This window comes from Neisseria sp. HMSC064E01 (genome assembly GCF_001808875.1).
GTDB classification, from domain to species: domain Bacteria; phylum Pseudomonadota; class Gammaproteobacteria; order Burkholderiales; family Neisseriaceae; genus Neisseria; species Neisseria sicca_A.
Genome location: NZ_KV794965.1, coordinates 1 through 26,281 on the forward strand (window position 1 = coordinate 1; position 26,281 = coordinate 26,281).

Below are 26,281 nucleotides of genomic sequence, written 5' to 3' on the forward strand. Positions count from 1 at the left end.
TAAAGATAGTCGCGATCATCGCCGCCCATCAGCAGATCGTTACCGTCCATGCCGTGTAGCGTGTCACTTCCACGCCCACCGCTTAAGCGGTTGTTACCGTTGTTGCCTATTAGGGTGTTATTTGAGTTGTTGCCGAAACCGTAGTGGTTACCGTAGCCTGTCAGTGTCAGGTTTTCGACGTGTGTAGGTAAGGTAAAGTCCGTATCAGCATAAACCGTATCGTTACCTTCATATCCATATTCAACGATGGTGTCACCTGCGTTTTTACTGTGATAAATATCGTTGCCTAAGCCGCCGTAGAATACGGTATGTCCGAGACTGCCATATAAAACGTCATCGCGGGTCGTGCCTTTAATGACGACAGATTCATTGTTTGCTACGTTATAGTATAAAGGGTGCAATGTATTGGCCATAATGGCTCTCCTTGTGAACAAGTTGCTGGGAAAAATAGATATAAATATCTATTTGACATTTATGGGTTTTTTCTTGTATGTTTGATGCTGATTGTATCGAGAAATAAAATGATGCAAAAGATATAATAATTTATATTATTGTTTTTTATATTAATTTAAAATAAGAAATGATATTTGATAGCATTCTAATTAACTGCCGATTGCATGGTGGCTCTTCAGTCGATCATGCTACAGCCGGAGCAGAATTACAAAAAACGCTTGCTTTAGACTGAAATCCAAAGTATAAACTGCTGTCATCTAGTCATTTTGTTAATGAGTTAAAGAGAAAAAATAATGGAAATCAAACAAACCAATTCAACTATCAAATCTCGCGCAGCGGTAGCATTCGCCCCAAATCAACCCTTACAAATTGTGGAAATCGATGTAGAAATGCCCCGCAAAGGCGAGGTGTTAATCCGCAATACCCACACGGGGGTGTGCCATACTGATGCATTTACATTATCAGGAAGCGATCCTGAAGGCGTATTCCCTGCGGTGCTTGGACACGAAGGTGCGGGTGTGGTCGTTGCTGTGGGCGAAGGTGTGTCAAGCGTAAAACCGGGTGATCACGTCATTCCGCTTTACACCGCTGAATGTGGCGAATGTGAGTTTTGCCGTTCAGGTAAAACCAACTTATGCGTTGCGGTACGTGAGACGCAGGGTAAAGGCCTAATGCCGGACGGCACGACGCGTTTTTCTTATCAAGGTCAGCCGATCTATCACTATATGGGCTGTTCGACTTTCAGCGAATATTCTGTTGTTGCGGAAGTTTCATTGGCGAAAATCAACCCGGAAGCCAACCACGAACAAGTATGTTTGCTCGGCTGCGGCGTTACCACAGGTATTGGTGCGGTACATAATACGGCAAAAGTGCAAGAAGGCGACTCTGTTGCCGTGTTTGGCTTGGGGGCGATTGGTTTGGCTGTGGTGCAAGGTGCGCGTCAAGCCAAAGCAGGTCGCATTATCGCCATTGATACCAATCCCGCAAAATTCGAGTTGGCAAAACACTTCGGTGCAACTGACTGTTTAAACCCGAACGATTACGATAAACCGATCAAAGACGTATTGTTAGACATCAATAAATGGGGTATTGACCACACCTTTGAATGCATCGGCAACGTAAACGTAATGCGTCAGGCATTAGAAAGTGCACACCGTGGTTGGGGACAATCCATTATCATCGGCGTAGCAGGTGTAGGACAAGAAATTTCAACTCGTCCGTTCCAGTTGGTAACAGGTCGTGTTTGGAAAGGCTCGGCATTTGGTGGCGTGAAAGGCCGCTCTGAACTTCCGAAAATGGTGGAAGATTCAATGAAAGGCGATATCGAGTTAGAACCGTTTGTGACCCACACACTGACACTCGATCAAATCAATGAAGCCTTTGATTTAATGCACGAAGGTAAATCGATCCGCGCTGTTATTCATTACTAAGGTCCGCGATGAAACTGATTGAACAACATCAAATTTTCGGCGGTTCGCAACAAGTTTGGGCACACTATGCCCAAACGCTGCAATGCGAAATGAAATTTGCAGTCTATTTGCCAGATAATCAGGAGAATCGACCACTTGGTGTGATTTATTGGCTTTCCGGCTTGACTTGTACTGAACAAAATTTCATTACCAAATCAGGCTTCCAGCGTTATGCGGCTGAACATCAAGTGATTGTGGTTGCCCCCGATACCAGCCCTCGCGGAGAGCAAGTGCCGAACGATGCTGCTTACGATTTAGGGCAAGGTGCGGGCTTTTATCTGAATGCTACCGAGCAGCCTTGGGCGACGAATTATCAAATGTATGATTATATTTTGAACGAGTTGCCCCGTCTGATTGAAGAAAATTTTCCTACCAACGGCAAACGTTCCATTATGGGGCATTCAATGGGTGGGCACGGCGCATTGGTATTGGCACTGCGAAACCGGGAACGTTATCAAAGTGTTTCTGCCTTTTCGCCTATTTTGTCGCCAAGTCTCGTACCTTGGGGGGAGAAAGCCTTTTCTGCTTATTTAGGAAAAGATCGTGAAAAATGGCAGCAATATGATGCCGGCTCGCTCATTCAACAAGGCTATAAAGTGCAAGGTATACGCATTGATCAGGGCTTAGAAGATGAGTTTTTGCCAACACAATTGCGTACCGAAGATTTTATTGAAACCTGTCGTGCGGCAAACCGGCCGATCGATGTGCGCTTCCATAAAGGCTACGATCATAGCTACTACTTCATTGCCAGTTTTATTGGTGAGCATATTGCGTATCATGCGGCATTTTTGAAGTAAGCCAAAGAAGTGATTCGTGAATCGATTAAACGTTGAAGTGAACGTTAATTTTTCATGTTAATGAATTAAAAAGGCATCGGATTGATGCCTTTTGTTTTTATAAATGATGAAAAAGTGCTATTAAAATCAGCTGCCTCCTAGAATCAGCATGAGGAGATCTTTGCTAAATCTCCTTGCTTATTCTACTTAAATATCCCCCCATTCCAATCCGAACCGTTGTTGAGATGTAAAAAACGAAAAGGTCGTCTGAAAACCTGTTTTCAGACGACCTTTTGTTGTTATCTATAACAGATCGTGCTTTATGTTGTTTCGCAGCAAAAGCAACCGCAAAAATATGCTGGGATTGTTTCTGTATGTCTTGTCAGGAAAAGGAAGAATGATACTGAGTTTGCTAGAAAATAGTTAGGTGATGCAAACTGGAGAATACGTTAAATTTTAGATATAAAAATTCAGACGACCTTGGGACGTCTCAAAGATCGTCTGAAAATACAAATTCCGCTATAAACCGCAAGTTTTCGGCTTGTTCGCCAGAATGTTGATGACTTTGCGTTCAGGTTTGGACGGGGTGATTTTGATTTCGCTTTCGTCTTCTTCGCTGCCGTCGGAGTAGCGTTCGGGCATTTTTTCGCTGTCAAACGCCAAGTCGCCGCCGTGTTTTAAGGTTTGACCGCGTTCCAAACCGACGAAGTCGAAAAGCTCGGGGTCGGCAAGATGTGAAGGAACGACGTTTTGCAGGGCGGAGAACATCGATTCAATGCGGCCAGGGAAACGTTTGTCCCAATCGCGCAGCATATCGCCTATGACTTGGCGTTGCAGGTTGGGCTGAGAGCCGCAGAGGTTGCACGGGATAATCGGGAATTGCTTCAGTTCGGCGTATTTAATCAAATCTTTTTCTTTTACATACGCCAGTGGGCGGATGACGATGTGTTCGCCGTTGTCGCTCACTAGCTTGGGCGGCATGGCTTTGAGTTTGCCGCCATAAAACATATTTAAAAACATGGTGGCGAGGATGTCGTCGCGGTGGTGTCCCAAGGCGATTTTGGTGCAGCCCAATTCTTTTGCGGTGCGGTAGAGGATGCCGCGGCGCAGGCGGCTGCATAATGAACAAGTTGTTTTGCCTTCGTCCAACACTCGTTTGACGGTCGAGTAGGTGTCTTCTTCGACGATTTTATACGGTACACCTATGCTTTCAAGATAGGTCGGTAACACTTCTTCGGGGAAGCCTGGCTGCTTTTGGTCAAGATTGACGGCAACCAGCTCGAAATCAATCGGCGCGCTGGCTTGGAGCTGGCGCAGGATGTCCAAGAGGGCGTAGCTGTCTTTGCCGCCGGAGAGGCAGACCATGATTTTGTCGCCCGGCTCGATCATGTTGAAATCGTTAATCGCGTCGCCAACGGCGTGGCGCAGGCGTTTGTTGAGTTTGTTGTTTTCTAATTCTTGCTTGGTTTTTTTGGACATGGCGGTTTGTGCTTTGAAATAATAGAAAATTTAAGGGCGGTATTGTACCGCAAAAAGCGTTTGGAAACCGAATATTAGAAAAAGAATGGGAGCAGATTGAGATTTTAATCCACTATATTTGTCCCAATAGAAAGATTTGTGCTTAGGAGGAATTTTTGAGTTGTGTTGAGAATGGGATGTTTATATTAAGGATAGGGTGAGTAAATTTACAGCAGACAGATGTTTACATGCGTTTGGGAAATGATGGGGATGATGTTGTTTTGAAATTAGAGAGGCAGGCTTCTGTGGCACACAGAAGCCTGCTTGTACGAAACGTCTGAAAGTTATTTATAGAGACCTAAAATTTGGGAATCACTCTTTTTCAGACGACCTTTTATTCCCATCAGGGCAGTTAACGGCTGCGTTCGATAAAACGGTAATAGGTTTCGCCGTCTTGGACGTAACCCAATTCCACACGGGCAATTTCAGAAATTGCTTCTTGACCGTTCGCCAAATCATCGACTTCCGCAGCAAGGAACTGGTTGCGCAAAGTGAGCGTCTGGTTTTTCTCCTCCTGCACGGAAAGTTGTTCCTGCAATTCTTCCGTATGCCCGATACTGCCTTTTCCAAACCAAAGGCTGTATTGGCAGTAAGCAAGCGCGATGGATAAAACAACAGTTACCCACTTCATACATCAATACCTTTTCTTATTTGCCCAGTTGATAGAATGCGGCTTTGCCGGGGTAGTAGGCAGCTTCTGCCAATTCTTCCTCGATACGCAGCAATTGGTTGTATTTCGCCATGCGGTCGGAACGGCTCAATGAACCGGTTTTGATCTGCATGCAGTTGGTCGCAACAGCCAAGTCGGCGATGGTGCTGTCTTCGGTTTCGCCGGAACGGTGGCTCATTACGCTGGCGTAACGGCTGCGTTTTGCCAAGTCAACCGCTTGCAAGGTTTCGCTCAAAGTACCGATTTGGTTGACTTTGACCAGCAATGCATTTGCCACGCCTTTTTCGATGCCTTGTGCAAGGATTTTCGGATTGGTTACAAACAAGTCGTCGCCGACCAGTTGTACTTTGCTGCCGAGTTTTTCGGTGAGGAGTTTCCAGCCGTCCCAGTCGTTTTCATCCATACCGTCTTCGATGGAGATAATCGGGAATTCGTTAACCAAGCCTTCAAGGTATTCGGCAAATTCAGCGCTGGTGTAAGAACGGCCTTCGGCTTCCAAGTGGTATTTGCCGTCTTTGTAGAACTCGCTGGATGCGCAGTCCAGTGCAAACAATACGTCATCACCCGCTTTGTAGCCGGCGGCTTCAGTTGCTTCAACCATCAGTTGCAGGGCTTCTTTGTGGCTGTTCAGGTTAGGGGCGAAACCGCCTTCATCGCCGACAGTAGTCGGGAAGCCTTTACCGTCGCACAGTTTTTTCAGCGCGTGGAAAATTTCGGCACCGCAGCGCAGGGCTTCGCGGAAAGATTTCGCGCCAACGGGCATAATCATAAATTCTTGAATGTTCAAGCTGTTATTGGCATGTTCGCCACCGTTGATAACGTTCATCATCGGAACAGGCAAAGCCATAGGACCGGCACCGCCCAAGTAGCGGTAAAGCGGCAGGCCTGAATCTTCGGCAGCTGCACGGGCAACAGCCATAGAAACTGCCAAAGTAGCGTTCGCACCTAAATTACCTTTGTTTTCAGTACCGTCCAGCTCAATCATGATTTTGTCGATGTAGGATTGTTCGTTGGCATCGATACCGATCAGGGCTTGAGCGATTTGGTTGTTGACGTGTTCTACTGCTTTCAATACGCCCTTGCCCAAGTAACGGGATTTGTCGCCGTCGCGAAGTTCCAAAGCCTCTTTTTGACCGGTAGACGCACCGCTCGGTACAGCGGCACGGCCCATTACGCCGGACTCCAGCAATACATCGCATTCTACGGTGGGGTTGCCGCGTGAATCCAAAATCTCGCGGGCAAAAATATCAACGATTGCGCTCATGAATATTCTCCAAATGAGGATGAAAAAAGAAAAGTAGCTTTGTTACGTTTCAGACGACCTGTGAGTGTCGCTGAAAGCACATCAACGGCGATTATACCGATGGCGGTGCCAAAACTGCTATGAAACCAACTGTAAGTTTGTTTCACGTCAACATCGGTTTGTACAGGGAGCAATGTATGCTCAAACAGCCCCGTATTCTAACAGTTTTTGAGATTTTAGGGCAGGGTAACTTGCTGCAAATGCTTTGTTTTTGGCGGTCGTCTGAAAAAACGAAATTTGTTTCAATTGTCAGGTTTCTAATTGATGGCATAATAGTTATTTAGGCTGGAATTTAATTGAGCTTTCTGATTTTCAAAAAAAAATTGAATTTTTTATTTAAGTTTACATAGAAAGAGATGCTATGATGCCGATGAGTTAAGGTTGGAATAAAGGATAAAGAATAAAATAAAAAAATAATAAGCTGGAAAATAGGGGTTTATATAAAATTTATATGGATATCAGTTATGTGGAAGCCAATAGAGATCTTGTTTGATGAGTCTGATGATGAAGGTTTATCTTATATCTATTTTGATTTGGGAGATTTCCATTACTTCACTTTAACCTTCAATCAAAACGAAGATGATCAAATCTATTTTGAGTTTAATGAACAAACTTTTTCAATTGAGAGTAATGATGTTGCTTATAATTTAATTGATCACGTTTTATCTTTTGATTTTGGGGAAGATATTCAGAAATCTCTGAAAATTAAAAAACACATTGAAATTGATATAGACGAAAGCATTAATATGATTGCATTTAGGAAAACACTGGAAAATATTTTTATGGCTAAGGAAGTATAGCTGATTTTCTATATTTTTAAGAAATAGTTGCAAGGTAAAATATGATGATTAAAGGCTTATAGATAAAACCAGTGCTTGTATCGTGAATAAGAGGTTGTCTGAAAATATTTTCAGTAATCTTGCCGGTTTTGAATATGGACATGCCTTATGAATTTTTATAAAATTCGCTCATCATTTTTAACAAGGTCAATGTATGAAGAAAATATTCTTAGGTGCATTTATCGCATCAGTGTATATGCCTATTGCACTGGCTGATACCTGCGAAGAACCAAAATTATCCGGCAGAGAAGGTTATGGCACGGTTTCTTGCCTTAATGAAGAAGGCTTGTCTATGGTTACTAAGCCGAGTAACAAGAATACTTCTGATTTATATGGTTTTGTCAATCGACAAGGGAAAGTTGTTGTTCCTTTCAAATATGCTGTTGCCCGTGATTTTTCTGAAGGATTGGCAGCAGTATGTAAAATAGTAGGAAAATCAGATCAGCTTTTATGCGGCTACATCAACGCTAGTGGTAAAGAAGTGATTCCTTTGAAATTTGAGGATTTGCCTGATGATTTTGTACAAGGTATTGCTCCTGCCAAACAAAAAGGCAAATGGGGTTTTATTGATACAAAGGGCAAAGTTGTCATCCCATTTCAATATGATAAAGCTGATTCATTTAGCGAAGGATTGGCTGCGGTTGTCACTGCTGATACAGATAAATATGGCTATATCAATACAAAAGGTGAGATGGTTATTCCACCAAAATATGAAAAGGCTTTTTATTTTAATGAGGGTGTAGCTGCTGTTCAGATTCTTGATAAATGGGGTTATATCGATAAAAGAAATCAGTGGGTAATTCCTGCGCGATATAAAAGTGCTTATAATTTTGAGGATGGTATGGCAAGGGTTTCACAAAATGATAAATACGGTTATATCGATAAAAAGGGAAAGGTAGTTATCCCTTTTAAATATACGTATCTAGGTTCATTGAGTGAAGGTTTGATTGGTGCAGAATTAAACGGCAAATTCGGCTATTTAGATAAAACCGGCAAAGTAATCATACCGTTCAAATTTGGTACTTTCAATAATTTCCAAAATGGTGTGGCACTTGTTAATATGAAGAATATATTTAAAGACGAAGATTATAGTGAGGATGAATTCTTTTATATTGATAAGCAAGGCAAACCGGTTGAAGTGGAATAACAATTTTTGAATGTGATGCAATTAAGGTCGTCTGAAACTTTCAGACGACCTTTTTTCACTTGATCTTAGCGGTGATAGTTCGGTGCTTCTTTCGTAATCTGTACGTCGTGAACGTGCGATTCGCTCATGCCTGCGGAGGTGATTTCCACAAATTCCGCTTTCTCGTGCATTTCTGCGATGTTGGCGCAGCCCAAATAGCCCATGCTGGAACGCAGACCGCCGGTCAGTTGGTGAATAATGTTCACAATCGGACCTTTGTAGGGAACGCGGCCTTCGATACCTTCGGGGACGTATTTGTCGGTGCTGTCGGTTTTATCTTGGAAGTAGCGGTCGGCGGAACCTTGGCTCATCGCACCCAAGGAACCCATGCCGCGGTAGGATTTGTACGAGCGGCCTTGGTAGAGTTCGATTTCGCCCGGTGCTTCTTCCGTACCGGCAAACATACCGCCGAGCATGACGCTGTATGCGCCCGCTGCCAGAGCTTTGGCGATGTCGCCGGAGAAGCGGATGCCGCCGTCGGCAATCAGTGGAACGCCTGTGCCTTTGAGGGCTTCGGCAACATTGTGAATGGCGGTCAGTTGCGGCACGCCTACGCCTGCAACGATACGGGTGGTACAAATCGAACCCGGACCGATACCGACTTTGACGGCGTCTGCTCCTGCTGCGACCAAATCCAAAGCGGCTTTGGCGGTTGCGATATTGCCGCCGATGACTTGGATGTGCGGATAGGTTTCTTTCACCCATTTCACGCGCTCGATAACGCCTTGGCTATGGCCGTGTGCAGTATCGACGACGATGACGTCGACTCCCGCTCCGACCAAGGCTTTTACGCGCTCTTCGGTGTCACCGCCGGTGCCGACTGCCGCGCCTACACGCAAACGGCCTTCGGAGTCTTTGTTGGCATTCGGAAACTCAGTGGTTTTCAAAATATCTTTTACGGTAATCAAGCCTTTAAGCTCGTCTTTTTCGTTCAAGACCAAAACGCGCTCGACTTTATGTTCGTGCATCAGTTCGCGTGCCTCGTCGATGCTTGTGCCTTCGGGGACGGTAACCAAGCGTTCGCGCGGGGTCATGATGGCGGAAACGGGCAGGTCGAGGCGGTTTTCAAAACGCAGGTCACGGTTGGTAACAATGCCGACCACTTTGCCGTTTTCTACGACGGGCAGACCGGACATTTTGCGTTTGCGTTGCGCGCGCATTTCCAATACTTCGCGGATAAGCGTCGTCGGCGCAACCGTAATAGGGTCTTTCACTACGCCGCTCTCATGGCGTTTCACTTTGGAAACGGCACGCGCCTGCATTTCGGGCGTCATGTTTTTATGGATAATGCCGATACCGCCTTCTTGCGCCATGGAAATGGCGAGGCGTGCTTCGGTAACGGTGTCCATTGCGGCGGAAAGTAAGGGGAGGTTGAGCGTGATTTCGCGGGTGAGCTTGGTTTGAAGTTTAACGTCTCGTGGCAGCACGGTTGAATGTGCAGGAACCAACAAAACATCGTCGAAAGTATAGGCTTTTTCTACGATACGCATGATGCTCAGTCTTTCAGTTTGTGCAAGATGCACGACATTATAACACCCGCTAAGATTTGTTGACAGCGGATTGTTTGCAATTTGAGATTATTTTTTTACGACACCATTGCAACGCATATTTTTGAATTAATATGACATATTTTTGAAAATCAAGTAGAATAGGGTCGTCTGAAAACACGTTTACGATGAAAACAAAATGAAAAAATCATCTTTATCCTTATTTTTGGCTGGTGTTTTGTATGCAGCCGGGGCAATAGCCGGAAATAACGTTTATACATGGAAAAACGGCAGTGGCAGCACCAGCTACTCCGATACGCCTAATCGTCTGCAGCCGGAACGTTCGAATATTGTGAATATTCGAACCCGTAACGTGACCCCTGCGGTTGCTAAGCCGGAACATGCTCAAGAAGGGACGCTGTCAGAGCAGCAAGCCAAGCTGAACGAGAAAATTTTGGCGCAGAATAAGCAGGTGGAAGAGCAGAATAAGAAGGTTGAAGAAGCAAACCGCCAAAATAAGGAAGACAATTGCCGGATTGCCCGTGTAAACCGTCAGTTTGCGGAAAGTGCGCGTACAGCTAATCGTGATGATTTGATTAAGCAATATCAGGGTGATATTAATAAATATTGCAATTGATTGTATCAAAAGAAAAATAAGGCATATGGTTGTAACCGTATGCCTTATTTTTTAGCTTTCTCTAGTATGGCTGTTCAATGGACAGGGTTAATCTATCGGTAATGGTGTATTGGCAAAATATCGGGTTCAGTTGTGATTTTGCTGCGTCATGTATTCCAAGGCGTGTTGTGCAAGCGTATTGCCTTGGGCGGCGGCTTTTTCAAACCAAGATTTTGCTTGGGTAACATTTTGGGTTACCCCTTGTCCGTTTTCGTATAAAACGCCTAAGTTGTTTTGAGCATTCGCGTTACCTTGTTCTGCTGCTTTGTTATACCAATATTTCGCTTTGGGATAATTTTGGGTAACGCCTTGTCCCTCGGCAAACATGATACCTAAATTATATTGTGCTTTGGCATTGCCTTTCTTGGCAGCTTTTTCAAACCATGACTTGGCAAGCTTATAGTCTTGAGCTACACCTTCGCCTGAGTAATACATCAAACCCAAGTAAAATTGCGCGCTGTCTTCTCCTTGGTCTGCTGCTTTGTGAAACCAGGTTTTTGCCTGTATATAGTCTTGAGGAATGCCTATACCGGCATAGTGCAGAATACCTAAATTAAACGCTGCTGCTGCATTGCCCTGTTGAGCTGCCTTTTCCCACCAAAATTTGGCTTGGCGATAGTCTTGTGCCGTTCCTTCACCTTCGTAATAAACGATTCCAAGATTGAATTGTGCTTCGGCGTTGTCGCTGTGTGCTGCTTTTTCAAACCAGTATTTTGCCTGCTCGTAATCCTGTGTCGTACCAATACCTTTTGCATACATGGTGCCTAAGTCCAGCTGAGAGCGGGTGTCCCCCTGTTTCGCCATTTCTTGCATCAATCGGAAGGCTTGGTTTTCATTATTTTGAGAGACATTGTGACGCGGGGTGTAATGCGATTTTGCTGCATAAACCTGCATTCCTGAGATGGAAAGCAGGATGGTTAGGATAAGTGTTTTAGACGTAATGTTCATGACTATAAAATATAATTGGTATTAGGAGAGTCGATTGTCTATATTAACTTGTCTTAAAAATGAAGTAAATCAAATATGGAGGATTTGAACAATATAGGGATGAAAGGTCGTCTGAAATTGCCACAATTCCCCAAATCCCGATAAAATCGTCCTTCATAACCATATTTTTAGATTTTTAGGACACACCGTGCAAGGACTTGATTATTGCCGTCAGAAGGCAGAAGAAAGCCGCTCCAGTTTTTTGTCGGGCTTCCGTTTCCTACCGCAGGAAAAGCGGGATGCGATAACAGTTTTGTATGCTTTTTGCCGCGAATTGGACGATGTGGTCGATGGCTGTTCCGATCCGAATGTGGCGCAGGCGACGCTGAACTGGTGGCGCGGCGATTTAGACAAGGTATTCGGCGGTATGATGCCGGAGCATCCGGTCAATCAGGCTTTGAGGCAGGTCAAGGAAACATTCAAGCTGCCGAAATATGAATTGGAAGCCTTAATCGACGGAATGCAGATGGATTTGGTTCAGGCGCGTTACGGCAGTTTTGAAGAGTTGAAACTGTATTGCCACCGCGTTGCGGGTGTAGTCGGCTGCCTGATTGCGCGGATTTTGGGATTTTCAGACGACCGAACGCTGGAATACGCCGATATGATGGGACTTGCGCTGCAACTGACGAACATTATCCGCGATGTTGGCGAAGATGCGAGAAACGGTCGTATTTACCTGCCGATGGAGGAAATGCAGCGGTTTGACGTGCCTGCAAGCGTGATTATGCAGTGTAAGCCGACGGATAATTTTGCCGAACTGATGCGCTTTCAAGTTTCACGCGCCCGCGAAACTTATCGCAAGGCGATGTCGCTCTTGCCTGCTGCCGATAGAAAATCCCAAAAAGTCGGGTTGGTGATGGCGGCGATTTATTACGCGTTGCTGAACGAAATCGACCGCGACGGCGCGCAAAACGTCCTGACTTATAAAATTGCCATTCCTTCACCGCGCAAAAAGCGCATTGCCCTGAAAACCTGGTTATTCGGATTTAAGCCATGAATACTCCGCATCTTCGCCCGAAAATTGCCGTCGTCGGTGCAGGCTGGGCAGGTTTGTCTGCCGCAGTGTCACTGGCGCGCCGTGCCGATGTTACTGTGTTTGAAGCCGGTCGGCAGGCGGGCGGACGGGCGCGTGCTTTGGCTGGGAGTGCCGACGGATTCAGCTTTTTGGACAATGGTCAGCATATTTTGCTCGGTGCGTATCGCGGCGTATTGGCGCTGATGGAACACATCGGTGCCGACCCTGAAGCCGCGTTCTGCCGTTTGCCCCTGCAATGGCATATGTATGAAGGTTTGCAGTTTCAAAGTACCAATCTTCCTTCGCCACTGCATATTTTGACCGGCATATTGCGTGCTAAAAATATTTCGTTTTCGCTGAAAATCAGGTTGTTATCCGATATGGGGGCGTTGCAGCGTTACGCACGCGGCAAGCGCGCTGATTTGGCTGTTGCTCAATGGCTGCGGCAGCGCAATGTTCCGCGCAGGCTGGTTGCAGAGTTTTGGCAGCCGCTGGTGTGGGGCGCGCTCAATACGCCCTTGGAACACGCAAGTTTGCGGGTGTTGTGCAATGTTTTGTCCGACGGCGTATGGGCGGATAAATCTGGCAGCGATTACCTTTTACCCAAGCGCGATTTAGGTGCAATTATCGCCGAGCCTGCGTTGGCAAAACTAAAACAATGCGGCGCAGACATCCGTCTTGAAACCCGAGTAGGTCGTCTGAAAAACCTTCCTGACGGACGCGTCGTTGTGAATGACGAGGCTTTTGATGCCGTTATTGTTGCGACTGCGCCGTATCATGCCGCCCATCTTTTTCCTGAAGATATTCCCGACTATATTCAGACGACCTATCAAAACCTCCGCTACCACTCCATCACCACCGTCTATCTACGCTATGCCGTTCCCGTTCATTTGCCCGCGCCGCTGACCGGATTTGCCGATGGTACGGCGCAATGGCTGGTGTATCGCGGCGCACTCGGTTTGCCGACAAACGGAGTCGCCGCCGTCATCAGCGTTTCCGATTACGTCGGAGCGTTCAAAAGCCAAGAATGGGCGGAGAAAGTCCATGCCGACGTAAAGCGTATCTGCCCTTATTTGGACGAGCCCGAAGCCGCCCGCGTCATCACCGAAAAACGGGCGACCACAGCCTGCACGCCTGATTTGACAACGCCCGATTTTGCTTGGCTGCAGCAGCGGAATATCTATCCCGCAGGCGACTACCTGCACCCGCGCTATCCAGCTACGTTGGAAGCAGCGGTACAGTCGGGTTTGACGGCGGCGGAAATGTGTTTGGCAGAAATCAATCTGAAAAAAAGGGAGAGCGATGCTCAGTCCTTGCTTTGATTGGTTAATCAAAACTTGGTGTGAATGTTACGCAAAAAGGTCGTCTGAAAACACAGATTAAATCTGTGTTTTCAGACGACCTTTGTTGATAGTGGCTGCATTGTCTAAATATTTGAATCCGGCTGCGGATGACACAATGTCTTAATCGGCGCATAATCGTCAGATTAACTTAATATCAATGCAGGCGTTGTCGTATTCGATTCAATGCCGTTCATTCACTATACATCAGACTTAAACTGCAAAGGAAACCGGATGCAAAATTACCTGACTCCCAACTTTTCATTCGCCCCTATGATTCCAGAACGCGCCCTCGGCAGCCGCGTCTGGGATATTGAAGGTCGTGAATATATCGACTTGTCGGGCGGTATCGCGGTCAATGCGCTGGGACACTGCCATCCCGATTTGGTTGCCGCGCTGGCGGAGCAGTCGCAAAAATTGTGGCACATTTCCAATATCTACACCACCAAACCCGCACAGGAATTGGCGCAAAAGCTGGTAGAGCATACCTTCGCCGACAAAGTGTTCTTCTGCAATTCCGGCGCGGAAGCCAACGAAGCCGCGCTGAAACTGGCGCGCAAATACGGTCGCGATCATTTTGGCGGACAAAAAAACGAAATCATCTCCTGCCTAAATAGCTTCCACGGCCGCACGCTGTTTACGGTATCGGTTGGCGGCCAGCCCAAATACAGCAAAGACTACGCGCCGCTGCCGCAAGGCATCACCCACGTTCCGTTTAACGATGTTGCTGCATTGGAAGCTGCCATCAGTGAAAACACCTGTGCGGTGATTATCGAGCCGATTCAAGGCGAAAGCGGCATCCTGCCTGCCACGCAGGAATATCTGCAAGCTGCGCGCCGTTTGTGCGACGAACACGGCGCATTGCTGATTTTAGACGAAGTACAAACCGGCATGGGGCATACGGGCAAACTGTTTGCCTACGAACATTACGGCATTACGCCCGATATTCTCAGTTCTGCCAAAGCATTAGGCGGCGGCTTTCCCATCGGCGCGATTCTGACCACCGATAAAATCGCCCCGACTTTCGGACCGGGGACGCACGGTTCTACTTTCGGCGGTAATCCGATGGCGTGCGCCGTCGGCAGCCGCGCGTTCGACATTATTAATGCACCTGAAACCTTGGCACATGTTGAAAAACAAGGACAAAAATTTCAGACGACCTTACGGGAATTGGGCGAAAAAACTGGCGTATTTAAAGAGGTCCGTGGTATGGGGCTGCTCATCGGCTGTGTGTTGGCGGACAAATACAAAGGCCGCGCTTCAGAAATTACCGCCGCTGCATTGAAACATGGCTTGATGGTATTGGTTGCCGGAGCCGACGTCGTGCGCTTCGCTCCTAGTCTTTTGCTAAACGATGAAGATATGGCGGAAGGACTGAAACGCTTGGAGGCGGCATTAACAGAATGGCTCGTCTGAATTTGATTGATTTTATTTAACTGTTAACAAATTTGATGAAGTATTTCTATTCAGTTAGCGATGGAAAATGTGGTTATTTGTTGGTTTTGGAAAATAAATTATATAAAAATTTTCTTTTTTGGTTGAATTTGACCAAAATTCGAGCAAATCCATATACCAATTGTTCAGAATAAAACCGATGTTATAAATTGCAATTTGCCAGTTATTCCAATTACTGATACGATTTGCAGCGGAATAAATTCAAATAAATGACTCATTGCGCCCATTGTTTTCAATTATGTTTTTAATTGATTGATAATATTAGGGTAATTGTGGTTTTACGTTTGATTTAATTTTAGGAATTTTCGTTTTTGTATATCAATTTTCGCAAACGAAAACATTAGGGGTATAACCCTCTGTCATTGAATAACACTCAACATAAGGATAGATACTATGTCCACCCAATTACACGATGTTGACCCGATTGAAACCCAAGAGTGGTTGGATGCGTTAAGCTCAGTTCTCGAATACGAAGGCAGCGAACGCGCGCAATACCTGTTGGAACATCTGGTTAAATACAGCCGCGACAAAGGCGTTCGTATGCCTCACGGCACGACTACTCCATATTTGAATACCGTTTCGGTTGAAGATGAAAAAGGTATTCCGGGCGATCAAAACATCGAACACCGCATCCGTGCATTCGTGCGCTGGAACGCCGCCGCCATCGTATTGCGCGCGGGTAAAAAAGATTTGGAGCTGGGTGGTCATATCGCATCTTTCCAATCTGCAGCAACCATGTACGAAGTAGGTTTCAACCACTTCTGGAAAGCTAAGGGCGAAGGCGAAGAAGGTGATTTGGTATTCTTCCAAGGCCACGTTTCTCCAGGTATCTACGCCCGCGCTTTCGTTGAGGGCCGTCTGACTGAAGACCAATTGGACAATTTCCGCCAAGAAGTGGACGGACAAGGCCTGCCTTCTTACCCGCACCCACACTTGCTGCCTGACTTCTGGCAGTTCCCGACCGTATCTATGGGTCTGGGTCCGATTATGGCGATTTATCAAGCACGTTTCCTGAAATACTTGGAATCCCGCGGTTTGGCAAAAACCAAAGGCCGTAAAGTATGGGTATTCTGCGGCGACGGCGAAATGGATGAACCCGAATCACAAGGCGCCATCGCATTGGCAGCACGTGAAGGTTTGGACAACCTGATTTTCGTCATCAACTGTAACCTGCAACGTTTGGACGGTCCTGTCCGCGGTAACGGCAAAATCATCCAAGAATTGGAAGGCAACTTTGCCGGCGCAGGCTGGAATGTTGTCAAAGTCATTTGGGGTCGCCGTTGGGATCGCCTCTTGGCAAAAGATAAAGACGGTATCCTGCGCAAACGTATGGAAGAATGTTTGGACGGCGACTACCAAACTTACAAATCCAAAGATGGCGCGTACGTTCGCGAACATTTCTTCAATACCCCTGAATTGAAAGCATTGGTTGCCGATATGACCGATGAGCAAATCTGGGCATTGAACCGCGGCGGTCACGACCCGCAAAAAGTGTACAACGCTTATGATCTCGCAGCTAACCATGCGGACGGCAAACCTACCGTAATTTTGGCGAAAACCATTAAAGGTTATGGTATGGGTGCATCCGGCGAAGGTCAAAACGTTGCCCACCAAGCCAAAAAAATGGACAAAGCATCTCTGAAACAATTCCGAGACCGCTTTGACATTCCTGTTACCGACGAGCAAATTGACAGCGGCGATCTGCCTTACCTGACCTTCGCTCCTGACAGCGAAGAGTACAAATACCTGCACGCCCGCCGCGAAGCCTTGGGCGGTTACCTGCCTCAACGTCATCCGACAAAAGAGGTATTGGAAGTGCCTGAGTTGTCCGCATTCGATGCTCAACTGAAATCCAGCGGTGATCGTGAATTCTCTACCACTATGGCATTTGTCCGCATTCTGTCTACTCTGTTGAAAGACAAAAAAATCGGCAAACGCGTCGTACCTATCGTTCCTGACGAAAGCCGTACCTTCGGTATGGAAGGCATGTTCCGCCAATACGGTATTTGGAACCCGAAAGGTCAGCAATACACCCCGCAAGACAAAGACCAACTGATGTTCTACAAAGAATCCGTTGACGGTCAAATCTTGCAAGAAGGTATTAACGAGCCAGGCGCGATGGCTGACTGGATCGCAGCTGCAACCAGCTACGCCAACAGCGACTTCGCGATGATTCCTTTCTACATTTACTACTCTATGTTCGGTTTCCAACGTATCGGCGACTTGGCATGGGCTGCCGGCGATATGCACGCACGCGGTTTCCTGTTGGGGGGTACTGCCGGTCGTACAACCTTGAACGGTGAAGGCCTGCAACACGAAGACGGCCACAGCCACATTCAAGCCGATTTGATCCCGAACTGTGTTTCTTACGATCCGACCTTCCAATATGAAGTAGCCGTTATCGTACAAGACGGTCTGCGCCGTATGTATGCCGACAACGAAGACGTGTTCTACTACATCACTCTGATGAACGAGAACTACGCTCATCCGGACATGCCTGAAGGTGCGGAACAAGACATCCTGAAAGGTATGTACTTGCTGAAAGCCGGCGGTAAAGGCGACAAAAAAGTTCAATTGATGGGTTCCGGTACCATCCTGCAAGAAGTGATTGCCGGTGCCGAATTGCTGAAAGCCGACTTCGGCGTAGAAGCAGACATTTGGTCTTGCCCGTCCTTCAACCTGTTGCACCGCGATGCCATCGAAGCAGAACGTTTCAACCGCCTGCATCCGCTAGAAGCTGAAAAAGTGCCTTTCGTTACCTCACAACTGCAAGGTCATGACGGTCCGGTTATCGCCGCTACCGACTATATCCGCAGCTATGCCGACCGTATCCGCGCGTACATCCCGAACGACTACCATGTCTTGGGTACCGATGGTTTCGGCCGCTCCGACAGCCGTGCCAACCTGCGCCGCTTCTTTGAAGTGGACCGCTACAACGTTGCCGTGGCAGCATTGAGCGCATTGGCAGAACAAGGCAAAGTCAGCAAAGAAACCGTTCAGCAAGCCATCGAAAAATACGGCATCAATGCCGACGTGGCTCCAAGCTGGAAACGCTAATCCTGTTTTCAGACGACCTCAAAGTCAATTTGCTTGCGGGGTCGTCTGAATCAAGAATACGTTGACGGTTTGTATAACGGATAAACCTCCAGTTAACAAGCAGCCGGCGCAAGTCGTGCAAAAAGCTCGAAGTGCAGAAAGGCTGCTCTGGAAATGGTTATCCGTGCCGGAAAACATAAGTGATGTCGTCTGAAACTGTTTTTCAGACGACCTCAAACCGAAATCATCAAAGGAACTCAAATGAGTATCGTAGAAATCAAAGTACCCGATATCGGCGGTCATGAAAACGTCGATATTATCGCAGTAGAAGTCAAAGCGGGCGACACCATCGCCGTTGACGACACCCTGATTACTCTGGAAACCGACAAAGCCACTATGGACGTACCTGCCGATGCAGCAGGCGTTGTGAAAGAAGTGAAAGTCAAAGTCGGTGACAAAATCTCCGAAGGCGGCGTAATTTTGACCGTGGAAACCGGTGCTGCCGCTGCTGAAGCCGCTCCGGCTTCTGCCGCTGAGGCACAACCTGCACCTGTCGCTGCACCCGCTGCCGCTCCTGCAGGTGGTGCAACTGTTCAAGTAGCCGTTCCTGATATTGGCGGTCATACTGATGTAGATGTAATCGCCGTTGAAATCAAAGTGGGCGACACCGTTGCCGAAGACGACACGCTGATTACTTTGGAAACCGACAAAGCGACTATGGACGTACCTTGTACCGCTGCCGGTGTCGTTAAAGCCGTATTCCTGAAAGTCGGCGACAAAGTATCCGAAGGTACTGCCATTATCGAAGTGGAGACCGCCGGTTCTGCCGCCGCTCCTGCACCTGCTCAAGCCGCCACATCGGCAGCAGCACCAGCTCCGGCTGCCGCGCCTGCTGCAGCTCCGGCTCCTGTTGCCGCTCCAGCACCCGCCGCTGCCAAAGTCGACGAAGCCGCTTTTGCCAAAGCACACGCCGGTCCTTCCGCACGCAAACTGGCGCGCGAATTGGGTGTAGATTTGGGTCAAGTCAAAGGTACCGGCTTGAAAGGCCGTATCATGGGTGACGACATTAAAGCCTTTGTGAAATCTGTAATGCAGGGCGGTGCGGCGAAACCTGCTGCTGCCGGCGCATCTTTGGGCGGCGGTCTGGACTTGTTGCCGTGGCCTAAAGTGGACTTCTCCAAATTCGGTAATGTCGAAGTTAAAGAATTGTCCCGCATTAAGAAAATTTCCGGTCAAAACCTGTCCCGTAACTGGGTAGTTATCCCGCACGTTACCGTTCACGAAGAAGCGGACATGACTGAATTGGAAGAATTCCGCAAACAGCTGAACAAAGAATGGGAACGCGAAGGCGTGAAACTGTCTCCGTTGGCGTTCATCATCAAAGCCTCCGTTTCTGCGCTGAAAGCCTTCCCAGAATTCAACGCTTCTTTGGATGGCGACAATCTGGTTCTGAAAAACTACTTCAACATCGGTTTCGCAGCCGATACGCCGAACGGCTTGGTTGTTCCCGTCATCAAAGACGTGGATCAAAAAGGTCTGAAAGAAATCAGCCAAGAGCTGACCGAATTGTCTAAAAAAGCCCGCGAAGGCAAGCTCAAACCGCAAGAAATGCAAGGCGCCTGCTTTACCATTTCCAGCTTGGGCGGTATCGGCGGTACAGGCTTCACTCCGATTGTGAATGCACCTGAAGTTGCTATTTTGGGCGTATGCAAATCCCAAATCAAACCGGTTTGGGACGGCAAAGAGTTCGCTCCTCGCCTGATGTGCCCGTTGAGCCTGTCCTTCGACCACCGCGTTATCGACGGTGCCGCCGGTATGCGCTTCACCGTATTCCTGGCGAACCTGTTGAAAGACTTCCGCCGCATTACCCTGTAATCCGAGCGTATTCCAGACGACCTTCGGCAAATAATTCGACAGGTCGTCTGAAAACAGAAGTCCGAATATCATTCAGAAAGATTAGACATGAGCTTAGTTGAATTGAAAGTGCCCGACATTGGCGGACACGAAAATGTAGATATTATCGCGGTTGAAGTGAACGTAGGCGACACCATCGCCGTTGATGATACCCTGATTACCTTGGAAACCGACAAAGCGACGATGGACGTACCTGCCGAAGTTGCTGGCGTGGTCAAAGAAGTCAAAGTCAAAGTCGGCGACAAAATCTCCGAAGGCGGCTTGATTGTAGTCGTTGAAGCCGAAGGCGCGGCTGCCGCTCCTAAAGCCGAAGCACCTGCTGCTGCCCCTGCGCAAGAAGCCCCTAAAGCTGCCGCTCCCGCTCCGCAAGCCGCGCAATTCGGCGGTTCTGCCGATGCTGAGTACGACGTGGTCGTATTGGGTGGCGGTCCCGGCGGTTACTCCGCTGCATTCGCCGCTGCTGACGAAGGCCTGAAAGTTGCCATCGTCGAGCGTTACAAAACCTTGGGCGGCGTTTGCTTGAACGTCGGCTGTATCCCTTCCAAAGCCTTGTTGCACAACGCTGCCGTTATTGACGAAGTGCGCCACTTGGCTGCCAACGGCATCAAATACCCCGAGCCTGAACTCGACATCGACATGCTGCGCGGCTATAAAGACGGCGTGGTTTCCCGCCTGACTACCGGTTTGGCAGGCATGGCTAAAGGTCGCAAAGTGGACGTTATCCAAGGCGACGGTCAATTCTTAGATCCGCACCACTTGGAAGTGTCGCTGACTACCGGCGACGTGTACGAGCAGGCTACGCCTACCGGTGAGAAAAAAATCGTTGCGTTCAAAAACTGTATCATCGCAGCGGGCAGCCGCGTAACCAAGCTGCCGTTTATCCCTGAAGATCCGCGCATCATCGATTCCAGCGGTGCATTGGCTCTGAAAGAAGTACCGGGCAAGCTGCTGATTATCGGCGGCGGTATTATCGGCCTCGAAATGGGTACGGTTTACAGCACGCTGGGTTCACGCCTTGAGGTCGTTGAAATGATGGACGGTTTGATGCAAGGTGCCGACCGCGATTTGGTGAAAGTATGGCAAAAACAAAACGAATACCGTTTTGACAACATCATGATCAATACCAAAACCGTCGCAGTCGAGCCGAAAGAAGACGGCGTTTACGTTACCTTCGAAGGTGCAAACGCGCCGAAAGAGCCGCAACGCTACGATGCAGTATTGGTTGCCGCCGGCCGTGCGCCTAACGGTAAACTCATCAGCGCCGAAAAAGCAGGCGTTGCCGTAACCGACCGAGGCTTCATCGAAGTCGACAAACAAATGCGCACCAATGTGCCCCACATCTACGCCATCGGCGACATCGTCGGTCAGCCTATGCTGGCGCACAAAGCCGTTCATGAAGGCCACGTTGCTGCTGAAAACTGCGCCGGACACAAAGCTTACTTCGACGCACGCGTGATTCCGGGCGTGGCTTACACCGCTCCCGAAGTGGCATGGGTTGGCGAAACCGAATTGTCTGCCAAAGCATCCGGCCGCAAAATCACCAAAGCCAACTTCCCGTGGGCTGCTTCCGGCCGCGCGATTGCCAACGGTTGCGATAACGGCTTCACCAAGCTGATTTTTGATGCTGAAACCGGCCGTATCATCGGCGGCGGTATCGTCGGTCCGAACGGCGGCGATATGATTGGCGAAATCTGTCTGGCCATCGAAATGGGCTGCGACGCTGAAGACATCGGCAAAACCATCCATCCGCATCCGACCTTAGGCGAATCCATCGGTATGGCCGCCGAAGTGGCGCTGGGTACTTGTACCGACCTGCCTGCTCAAAAGAAAAAATAAGTGTATTCAGTCAGTTGAATTAAACTGCTGACACTGCATTTATCAGTCAAAGGTCGTCTGAATCTTTCAGACGACCTTTTCGTCAAACAGCATATTGTCAGTGATAGTGATTTCGCTAACGATATAATGGATGAGCAAGAATGCGTGTCTAAGCTCCAAGTGAACCATTTAGTAATGAATTAAAACAGCAAGCAAATGAATTCGATAGGATTTATACTGTCGGCAACTTGTCTCATGTTTATTCATCAATTATAAAACAAACCGTTTAACGGTTTACCCCATACATTCAGAGGTCGTCTGAAACCATATCGCAGATTTTTAGACGACCTTTCCCCAGTTTTATCAGATACAAGAAATAATTTATGAACGAAATAACTCCGGATTCCACCGTTCCCGAAGAACACAAACGCTCCATCCGCAGCTTTGTGTTGCGTCAAGGACATATGACTGCAGCGCAGCAGCGTGCCATTGATACGATGTGGCCGCAATTCGGCATCGATTACCAAGATTCCGTGTTGGATTTGAATCAGCGTTTCGGCAGCGACCGTCCCAAGGTGTTGGAAATCGGTTTCGGCATGGGTGTGGCGACTGTTGAAATTGCCAAGCGCCTGCCTGATACCGACTTTTTGGCGATTGATGTGCACGGTCCCGGCGTCGGCAACATTTTGAAATTGATTGAAGAAGAACGCATCGGCAATATCCGCGTGATGCGGCACGATGCGGTCGAAGTGGTGGAAAATATGCTTTCAGACGACGTACTCGACGGCATCCACATTTTCTTTCCCGACCCTTGGCACAAAAAACGCCATAACAAACGCCGCTTGGTGCAAACGCCGTTTGTGCAGAAACTGCTGCCCAAGCTGAAAGTCGGTGGTTATATCCATCTGGCGACCGACTGGGAAGAATACGCGCAGCAGATGCTGGAAGTGTTGAGCGGTTTTGACAATTTGCAAAATACCGCCGCTGATTACGCGCCTACGCCCGACTACCGTCCCGAAACGAAATTTGAAGCCCGCGGCAAACGTTTGGGGCACGGCGTTTGGGATTTGGTTTTCAAACGCATCAAATAAACCGATTGGAGAATCTCCCATGTTTACAGGTATCGTCCAAGGTGTCGGCGAAATTATCGCTATCCGCGAACCGTCCGCCGATTTCCGTACCCATGTCGTCAAACTGCCCGATGGGATGACCGAGCATCTGCAAATCGGCGCATCCGTCGCCAACAACGGCTGCTGCCTGACCATTACCCAAATCAACGGCAATGCGGTCAGCTTTGATTTGATGAAAGAAACCTTGGAAAAGACCAATTTGGGTCGTCTGAAAACGGGAGATGCCGTCAATCTCGAACGTGCCGCCCGTTTCGGCGATGAAATCGGCGGACACGTCATGAGCGGGCATATCATGACGACTACGCAGATTACGCGGATAGAGCGAAGCGAGTTTAACCGTACGGTATGGTTTGCACTGCCGACTGAACTCAAACCCTATATTTTGAGCAAAGGCTTTGTCGGCTTGGACGGTTGCAGCCTGACCATAGGCGATGTTGCCGAAACGGAATTCAATGTCCACCTGATTCCGGAAACTTTGACGCGCACTTTGTTTGGCAGCCGGAAAGAGGGTGACATCATCAATATCGAAATCGATCCGCAAACCCAAGCCGTTGTCGATACCGTAATGCGCGTGATGGCGCAGCAAAATCCTGCTACATCAGGACGATAGGAGCACATATGAAACTTGCCGCCTTTTTGCAAAAAGCCTATTCCGTTTTGGACCGTCTTGATTTGGTACTGCCTGAAAAACCCGGTAAAACCGACTGGAACGCTTTGGCTTACCGTTGGCACAGCGTCGGTAAAAAAGGGATTTTGGAGAGCCTGCCAAACCCGCATACATTCCCGCTTGACCGTCTGGCTGCCGTCGGGACGCAAACCGAAAAACTGAAACGCAATACCGAGCAGTTTTTGGCAGGCCGCTCCGCGAATAATGTTTTGATGAGCGGTTCGCGCGGAACGGGCAAATCCTCGCTGGTCAAAGCCCTGTTGCACGAATATGCCGAGCAAGGGCTGCGTCTGATTGAAGTTGATAAGAGCGATTTGGTCAGCCTGCCCGCGCTGCTTTTTTTGCTGAAAGACCGTCCCGAAAAATTCATCGTATTCTGCGATGACCTGTCGTTTGAAACCGGTGATGAAACCTACAAAGCCCTAAAAACCGCATTGGACGGCGGTTTGTCGCAAAGATGCAGCAACGTGTTGGTGTACGCGACCTCCAACCGGCGCCACCTGATGCCTGAATATATGGATGAAAATATCGGGACAACGGGCATACGCGGCGAAATTCATCAAAAAGAAGCTGTTGAGGAAAAAATTTCCCTGTCCGACCGTTTCGGCTTGTGGTTGAGTTTTTATCCGTTCGATCAAAATGACTATCTTCAAGCAGTTGAAAATTGGCTGGGCGACTTCGGCGTGGATTTTGATGAAACGGCACGCAAGGCGGCATTACAATGGGCACAAATGCGCGGCAACCGCTCTGGGCGTTCGGCTTGGCAGTTTGCGTGTGATTGGGCAGGGCGTTTGCTGGAACAACGGATTTTGGATTAAGGTTTTCGGAAATATGCCTGCCGTACTGAAATTTGCGGGAGGATAAGGGTAGGCAAAGCTTTTTCGGTCAGTTTCATTTATCTTCCGATAACATCGCTTTAGATTGCCATAGTTCAAAAGGTTGCATGAAACTTGAACTGCGCCCCAAATCTTGGACACACATAAAAGCCTATTCAGGTGCCCTGTGTAAGCTGGGTTCAGTATGTGACAGGATTCAGCTTTTTCAATTTCAAACTGCAACGCTCCTGGTTGTAGTAGTCCATATATTCGTCGATCTGTTTCATTAAGTCGCCCACCATCAACTCATCTGGGGCTTTGGGGCTGTGAATTGGCGGCGGGGAGCTCACAAAGTGCAGTCCAAGATTTTCAGACGACCTAGGTGTTTGTTGGGTCTCGAGCTAATCTACAGCTACTATAGTGGCTTAATTTTAAACCAGTACGGCGTTGCCTCGCCTTGCCGTACCATCTGTACTGTCTTCGGCTTCGTCGCCTTGTCCTGATTTAAATTTAATCCACTATAACAGGTTATAAAGAAGAATCTAAATATAAATAAGCAAGCTATTATATCTAAAAACAAGCAAATTATAATAAATAATAATAATTTAATGGTTTGGCTTTTTGTTATCAATGATGCTAAGTATTTTGATAACAAAAAAATACTTAAACTTAATAAGTAATATAATAAAATCTCTACTATTTCTAAGATATAATTGCTTATATTCCCATTATAAATATTTAGAATAAGGTTAATAAGTCCTTTCAGTTCTTTGGTTAAGCATAAAATAAATAATAGGTTTAAAAACGATGAGATAAATAATTTCAACATATTATGTTACTTGTAATAAAAAACTACGTTGTTTACTCAACAGGTTGAGAAAAATAAGTTTTTAAGACCTCAAAAGGCGTATCATCCTTCAAGCTTTTATGAGGCTTTACCATATTATAAAAATTCACAAAGCGGTACAATTTCTTTTGCCGGTGTTCCGAATCCCTAAACGGAAACTTGCTATGTTACACTCCATCAAGGTGTAGATTATCCGTTCCGCCTTACCGTTGGTCTGTTGTCGGGCAGGACGGTTGCTGTTGAAGTCGTAGTGGTAGCGGACGGTTTCGGTAACGGGCAGGTACAGCATGTCGTACTGCGCATCGCGCCAGTCGGTTTCGGGCAAACCGTTTCGGGCGTTTTCTTCTTTGGACGGCACTTTCCATTGGTGCTGGGCGATAAGCTGACCGTTTCCGTTGTAGTCGAAACAGGTGATGCTGTGGCGGTTGGCGGCGCGGACGAGGTTGCCGTTCGGGTCGTATTGGTAAGCGGTTTCCTGAACTCTTTCGTTATCGCGGGCGAGGGTGTGGATTAAGCGTCCCAATATATCGCGTTTGAACTCGGTAACCCGCAGCGGGGTTTGGCTGTCGAGGTCGTCTGAAAGCGGGGCAGCGTCTTTTTTGGGGACGGGCTGTCCGCCCAGCTGCGCCATCAGTTTGGCGGCGAGGGAGGCGTCATCGCCGAATTCGCGCTGCTCGACCAGCTCGTTGCCGGCGTTGTAGCGGTAGCCGGTGAGCTTATGGTCGAAGCCGCTTTCGGCAATCAGGCGGTCGAGGACGTCGTAGGCAAAGCGGTAGCGCGCACCGTTTTCATTGGTCAGGCCAACTAGGCGGCGGGCTTTGTCGTAGTGGTAACCGAAGGTATGCCCCAAAGCATTGGTGCGTCGGGTCGGCAGACCGTCTTG

The 26,281-nt window shown here is 47.9% G+C and carries 20 protein-coding genes and 2 pseudogenes; 14 read left to right on the top strand and 8 right to left on the bottom strand.

The genetic code is table 11. From position 1 onward, the window contains the following. Positions 1–413, bottom strand: a pseudogene (locus HMPREF2572_RS10670) (calcium-binding protein); the annotation flags it as partial. A gap of 360 nt (positions 414–773) precedes the next feature. On the opposite strand from HMPREF2572_RS10670, the gene HMPREF2572_RS10675 reads away from it, so the two are divergent. Both HMPREF2572_RS10675 and fghA read left to right on the top strand, forming a co-directional pair. Next, positions 774–1,883, top strand: coding sequence for an S-(hydroxymethyl)glutathione dehydrogenase/class III alcohol dehydrogenase (locus HMPREF2572_RS10675; protein ID WP_206597875.1), 1,110 nt, complete (start codon positions 774–776; stop codon positions 1,881–1,883). Between the two features lie 8 nt (positions 1,884–1,891). Then, positions 1,892–2,719 carry an S-formylglutathione hydrolase gene (gene fghA, locus HMPREF2572_RS10680; protein ID WP_070498497.1) on the top strand — a complete coding sequence of 276 codons (828 nt, stop codon included), beginning with the start codon at positions 1,892–1,894 and terminating at the stop codon, positions 2,717–2,719. A gap of 498 nt (positions 2,720–3,217) precedes the next feature. On the opposite strand, the gene ttcA is transcribed toward fghA, so the two are convergent. The 3 genes from ttcA to eno form a co-directional block, all read right to left on the bottom strand. Further along, positions 3,218–4,177 carry a tRNA 2-thiocytidine(32) synthetase TtcA gene (gene ttcA, locus HMPREF2572_RS10685; RefSeq protein ID WP_049230729.1) on the bottom strand — a complete coding sequence of 320 codons (960 nt, stop codon included), beginning with the start codon at positions 4,175–4,177 and terminating at the stop codon, positions 3,218–3,220. Between the two features lie 391 nt (positions 4,178–4,568). Continuing rightward, positions 4,569–4,847, bottom strand: a complete 279-nt coding sequence (ftsB, locus tag HMPREF2572_RS10690; protein ID WP_003743241.1) for a cell division protein FtsB — start codon at positions 4,845–4,847, stop codon at positions 4,569–4,571. 16 nt (positions 4,848–4,863) lie between these two features. After that, positions 4,864–6,150, bottom strand: a complete 1,287-nt coding sequence (gene eno / locus HMPREF2572_RS10695; RefSeq protein WP_070498499.1) for a phosphopyruvate hydratase — start codon at positions 6,148–6,150, stop codon at positions 4,864–4,866. Between the two features lie 503 nt (positions 6,151–6,653). On the opposite strand from eno, the gene HMPREF2572_RS10700 reads away from it, so the two are divergent. Both HMPREF2572_RS10700 and HMPREF2572_RS10705 read left to right on the top strand, forming a co-directional pair. Then, positions 6,654–6,989, top strand: a complete 336-nt coding sequence (locus HMPREF2572_RS10700) for an RNA polymerase subunit sigma (protein WP_070498501.1) — start codon at positions 6,654–6,656, stop codon at positions 6,987–6,989. 193 nt (positions 6,990–7,182) lie between these two features. Then, the gene (locus HMPREF2572_RS10705; RefSeq protein WP_070498503.1) at positions 7,183–8,175 is read left to right on the top strand and encodes a WG repeat-containing protein; all 993 of its coding nucleotides are present in this window, start codon (positions 7,183–7,185) and stop codon (positions 8,173–8,175) included. Positions 8,176–8,240: 65 nt separating this feature from the next. Here the strand turns inward: HMPREF2572_RS10705 and guaB are convergent, their stop codons facing one another. Continuing rightward, a complete protein-coding gene (gene guaB / locus HMPREF2572_RS10710; protein ID WP_003743246.1) occupies positions 8,241–9,704 on the bottom strand; it encodes an IMP dehydrogenase in 1,464 nt (487 codons plus the stop codon). Between the two features lie 196 nt (positions 9,705–9,900). Between guaB and HMPREF2572_RS10715 the strand changes: the two genes are divergently transcribed. Next, positions 9,901–10,338: a DUF4124 domain-containing protein gene (locus tag HMPREF2572_RS10715; RefSeq protein WP_070498505.1), complete on the top strand. Its 438-nt coding sequence runs from the start codon at positions 9,901–9,903 to the stop codon at positions 10,336–10,338. Between the two features lie 126 nt (positions 10,339–10,464). Here the strand turns inward: HMPREF2572_RS10715 and HMPREF2572_RS10720 are convergent, their stop codons facing one another. Beyond that, complete coding sequence (locus tag HMPREF2572_RS10720) at positions 10,465–11,325, bottom strand: tetratricopeptide repeat protein (protein ID WP_070498508.1); 861 nt, start codon at positions 11,323–11,325, stop codon at positions 10,465–10,467. A gap of 187 nt (positions 11,326–11,512) precedes the next feature. Between HMPREF2572_RS10720 and hpnD the strand changes: the two genes are divergently transcribed. From hpnD to HMPREF2572_RS10765, 9 genes are all read left to right on the top strand, one after another. Further along, entirely contained in the window at positions 11,513–12,361 is an 849-nt protein-coding gene (gene hpnD / locus HMPREF2572_RS10725) for a presqualene diphosphate synthase HpnD (RefSeq protein WP_070498510.1), read from the top strand. Continuing rightward, complete coding sequence (hpnE, locus tag HMPREF2572_RS10730) at positions 12,358–13,701, top strand: hydroxysqualene dehydroxylase HpnE (protein WP_070498512.1); 1,344 nt, start codon at positions 12,358–12,360, stop codon at positions 13,699–13,701. Before hpnD ends, hpnE begins: the two co-directional genes overlap by 4 nt. A gap of 204 nt (positions 13,702–13,905) precedes the next feature. Next, positions 13,906–15,135, top strand: coding sequence for an aspartate aminotransferase family protein (locus HMPREF2572_RS10735; RefSeq protein WP_283118478.1), 1,230 nt, complete (start codon positions 13,906–13,908; stop codon positions 15,133–15,135). A gap of 432 nt (positions 15,136–15,567) precedes the next feature. Continuing rightward, complete coding sequence (gene aceE, locus HMPREF2572_RS10740) at positions 15,568–18,231, top strand: pyruvate dehydrogenase (acetyl-transferring), homodimeric type (protein WP_070498517.1); 2,664 nt, start codon at positions 15,568–15,570, stop codon at positions 18,229–18,231. A gap of 240 nt (positions 18,232–18,471) precedes the next feature. After that, positions 18,472–20,085: a dihydrolipoyllysine-residue acetyltransferase gene (aceF, locus tag HMPREF2572_RS10745; protein ID WP_070498519.1), complete on the top strand. Its 1,614-nt coding sequence runs from the start codon at positions 18,472–18,474 to the stop codon at positions 20,083–20,085. A gap of 87 nt (positions 20,086–20,172) precedes the next feature. Further along, a complete protein-coding gene (lpdA, locus tag HMPREF2572_RS10750; protein ID WP_070498521.1) occupies positions 20,173–21,960 on the top strand; it encodes a dihydrolipoyl dehydrogenase in 1,788 nt (595 codons plus the stop codon). A 362-nt stretch (positions 21,961–22,322) separates the two neighbouring features. Beyond that, positions 22,323–23,030, top strand: a complete 708-nt coding sequence (trmB, locus tag HMPREF2572_RS10755) for a tRNA (guanosine(46)-N7)-methyltransferase TrmB (protein WP_070498523.1) — start codon at positions 22,323–22,325, stop codon at positions 23,028–23,030. Positions 23,031–23,049: 19 nt separating this feature from the next. Next, positions 23,050–23,679, top strand: a complete 630-nt coding sequence (locus tag HMPREF2572_RS10760) for a riboflavin synthase (protein WP_070498526.1) — start codon at positions 23,050–23,052, stop codon at positions 23,677–23,679. 8 nt (positions 23,680–23,687) lie between these two features. Further along, entirely contained in the window at positions 23,688–24,554 is an 867-nt protein-coding gene (locus HMPREF2572_RS10765) for an ATP-binding protein (RefSeq protein ID WP_070498528.1), read from the top strand. Between the two features lie 858 nt (positions 24,555–25,412). Here the strand turns inward: HMPREF2572_RS10765 and HMPREF2572_RS15280 are convergent. Continuing rightward, entirely contained in the window at positions 25,413–25,508 is a 96-nt protein-coding gene (locus HMPREF2572_RS15280; protein ID WP_349267162.1) for a hypothetical protein, read from the bottom strand. 119 nt (positions 25,509–25,627) lie between these two features. Beyond that, positions 25,628–26,281 (bottom strand): annotated as a pseudogene (locus HMPREF2572_RS10775) (RHS repeat domain-containing protein); the annotation flags it as partial.

What these genes read in the sequence shown, in the direction of transcription:
- fghA (WP_070498497.1), top strand. Translation starts at nt 1,892, where the DNA reads ATGAAACTGATTGAACAACATCAAATTTTCGGCGGTTCGCAACAAGTT.
- ttcA (WP_049230729.1), bottom strand. Translation starts at nt 4,177, where the DNA reads ATGTCCAAAAAAACCAAGCAAGAATTAGAAAACAACAAACTCAACAAA.
- ftsB (WP_003743241.1), bottom strand. Translation starts at nt 4,847, where the DNA reads ATGAAGTGGGTAACTGTTGTTTTATCCATCGCGCTTGCTTACTGCCAA.
- eno (WP_070498499.1), bottom strand. Translation starts at nt 6,150, where the DNA reads ATGAGCGCAATCGTTGATATTTTTGCCCGCGAGATTTTGGATTCACGC.
- HMPREF2572_RS10700 (WP_070498501.1), top strand. Translation starts at nt 6,654, where the DNA reads ATGTGGAAGCCAATAGAGATCTTGTTTGATGAGTCTGATGATGAAGGT.
- HMPREF2572_RS10705 (WP_070498503.1), top strand. Translation starts at nt 7,183, where the DNA reads ATGAAGAAAATATTCTTAGGTGCATTTATCGCATCAGTGTATATGCCT.
- guaB (WP_003743246.1), bottom strand. Translation starts at nt 9,704, where the DNA reads ATGCGTATCGTAGAAAAAGCCTATACTTTCGACGATGTTTTGTTGGTT.
- HMPREF2572_RS10715 (WP_070498505.1), top strand. Translation starts at nt 9,901, where the DNA reads ATGAAAAAATCATCTTTATCCTTATTTTTGGCTGGTGTTTTGTATGCA.
- HMPREF2572_RS10720 (WP_070498508.1), bottom strand. Translation starts at nt 11,325, where the DNA reads ATGAACATTACGTCTAAAACACTTATCCTAACCATCCTGCTTTCCATC.
- hpnE (WP_070498512.1), top strand. Translation starts at nt 12,358, where the DNA reads ATGAATACTCCGCATCTTCGCCCGAAAATTGCCGTCGTCGGTGCAGGC.
- HMPREF2572_RS10735 (WP_283118478.1), top strand. Translation starts at nt 13,906, where the DNA reads ATGCCGTTCATTCACTATACATCAGACTTAAACTGCAAAGGAAACCGG.
- aceE (WP_070498517.1), top strand. Translation starts at nt 15,568, where the DNA reads ATGTCCACCCAATTACACGATGTTGACCCGATTGAAACCCAAGAGTGG.
- aceF (WP_070498519.1), top strand. Translation starts at nt 18,472, where the DNA reads ATGAGTATCGTAGAAATCAAAGTACCCGATATCGGCGGTCATGAAAAC.
- lpdA (WP_070498521.1), top strand. Translation starts at nt 20,173, where the DNA reads ATGAGCTTAGTTGAATTGAAAGTGCCCGACATTGGCGGACACGAAAAT.
- trmB (WP_070498523.1), top strand. Translation starts at nt 22,323, where the DNA reads ATGAACGAAATAACTCCGGATTCCACCGTTCCCGAAGAACACAAACGC.
- HMPREF2572_RS10760 (WP_070498526.1), top strand. Translation starts at nt 23,050, where the DNA reads ATGTTTACAGGTATCGTCCAAGGTGTCGGCGAAATTATCGCTATCCGC.
- HMPREF2572_RS10765 (WP_070498528.1), top strand. Translation starts at nt 23,688, where the DNA reads ATGAAACTTGCCGCCTTTTTGCAAAAAGCCTATTCCGTTTTGGACCGT.